Consider the following 1,134-nt stretch of genomic DNA (forward strand, 5'->3'; position numbering starts at 1 on the left):
GCTGCTGCTGGCCGCCGGAGAGCTGGCCCGGATATTTGTTGGCCTGTTCCGGGATTTTGACGCGGGCGAGATAATGCATGGCGATCTCTTCAGCCTGCTTCTTCGGCATCTTGCGGACCCAGATCGGCGCGAGCGTGCAGTTTTCCAGGATCGTCAGGTGCGGGAAGAGGTTGAAGTGCTGGAACACCATGCCGACTTCGCGGCGCACTTCGTCGATCTTCTTCAGGTCGTTGGTAAGCTCGATCCCGTCGACGATGATGTTGCCGGCCTGGTGCTCCTCAAGACGGTTGATGCAGCGGATCATCGTCGACTTGCCGGAACCGGAGGGACCGGCGATGACGATGCGTTCGCCCTTCATCACCTTCAGATTGATGTCGCGCAGCACGTGGAAATCGCCGTACCACTTGTTCATGCCGATGATTTCGACGGCAACGTCGGTAGCCGAGACGGTCATTTTTTTGGGTTGGGCGTCTGCCATTTTTATCCCCTTAGTTATCGTTTGTGGCTAGGCACAGCTTCAGGTCGGCTATCGCTTCAGGTTGGTGTCGAGGTGCCGCTCCATGAAGGCGGAGTAGCGCGACATGCCGAAGCAGAACAGCCAGAAGATGAAGCCTGCGAAGATGAGGCCCGTGATTGGTGTGACGGGGCTGATCCAGGTCGTGTCGGTGAAGTTCAGCTGTACGATCCCGAGAAGGTCGAACATGCCGATGATCGACACCAGCGACGTATCCTTGAAAAGGCCGATGAAGGTGTTGACGATGCCGGGGATGACCAGTTTCAGCGCCTGCGGCATGATGATCAGCCGGATCTTCTGCCAATAGCTGAGACCGAGCGAATCGGCGCCTTCGAACTGCCCTTTCGGAATGGCCTGCAGGCCGCCGCGAACCACCTCGGCCATGTAGGCGGAGGCGAAGATTGCCACGCCCACCAGCGCCCGCAGAAAGTTGTCGATCGTCCAGCCGGTCGGCAGGAACAGCGGCAGCATCACGTTCGCCATGAACAGAACCGTGATCAGCGGCACGCCGCGGATGACCTCGATGAAGGTGACGCAGAGAACGCGGATCACCGGCATCGTCGAGCGTCGCCCGAGCGCCAGCAGAATGCCGACGGGAAGCGAGACGGCGATGCCGACGA

Annotated in this window: 2 protein-coding genes; both read right to left on the reverse strand. The window is 59.6% G+C overall.

Annotated elements, in window-relative coordinates; translation table 11 throughout:
• On the reverse strand, positions 1–478 hold a 478-nt coding region (locus tag GQ59_RS30340; RefSeq protein WP_037088630.1), incomplete at its 3' end, for an amino acid ABC transporter ATP-binding protein.
• 48 nt (positions 479–526) lie between these two features.
• Positions 527–1,134, reverse strand: a 608-nt coding sequence (locus GQ59_RS30345; RefSeq protein ID WP_037088628.1) for an amino acid ABC transporter permease, incomplete at its 5' end; no start/stop codon positions are given.

It is taken from the genome of Neorhizobium vignae (genome assembly GCF_000732195.1).
GTDB lineage: Bacteria > Pseudomonadota > Alphaproteobacteria > Rhizobiales > Rhizobiaceae > Neorhizobium > Neorhizobium vignae.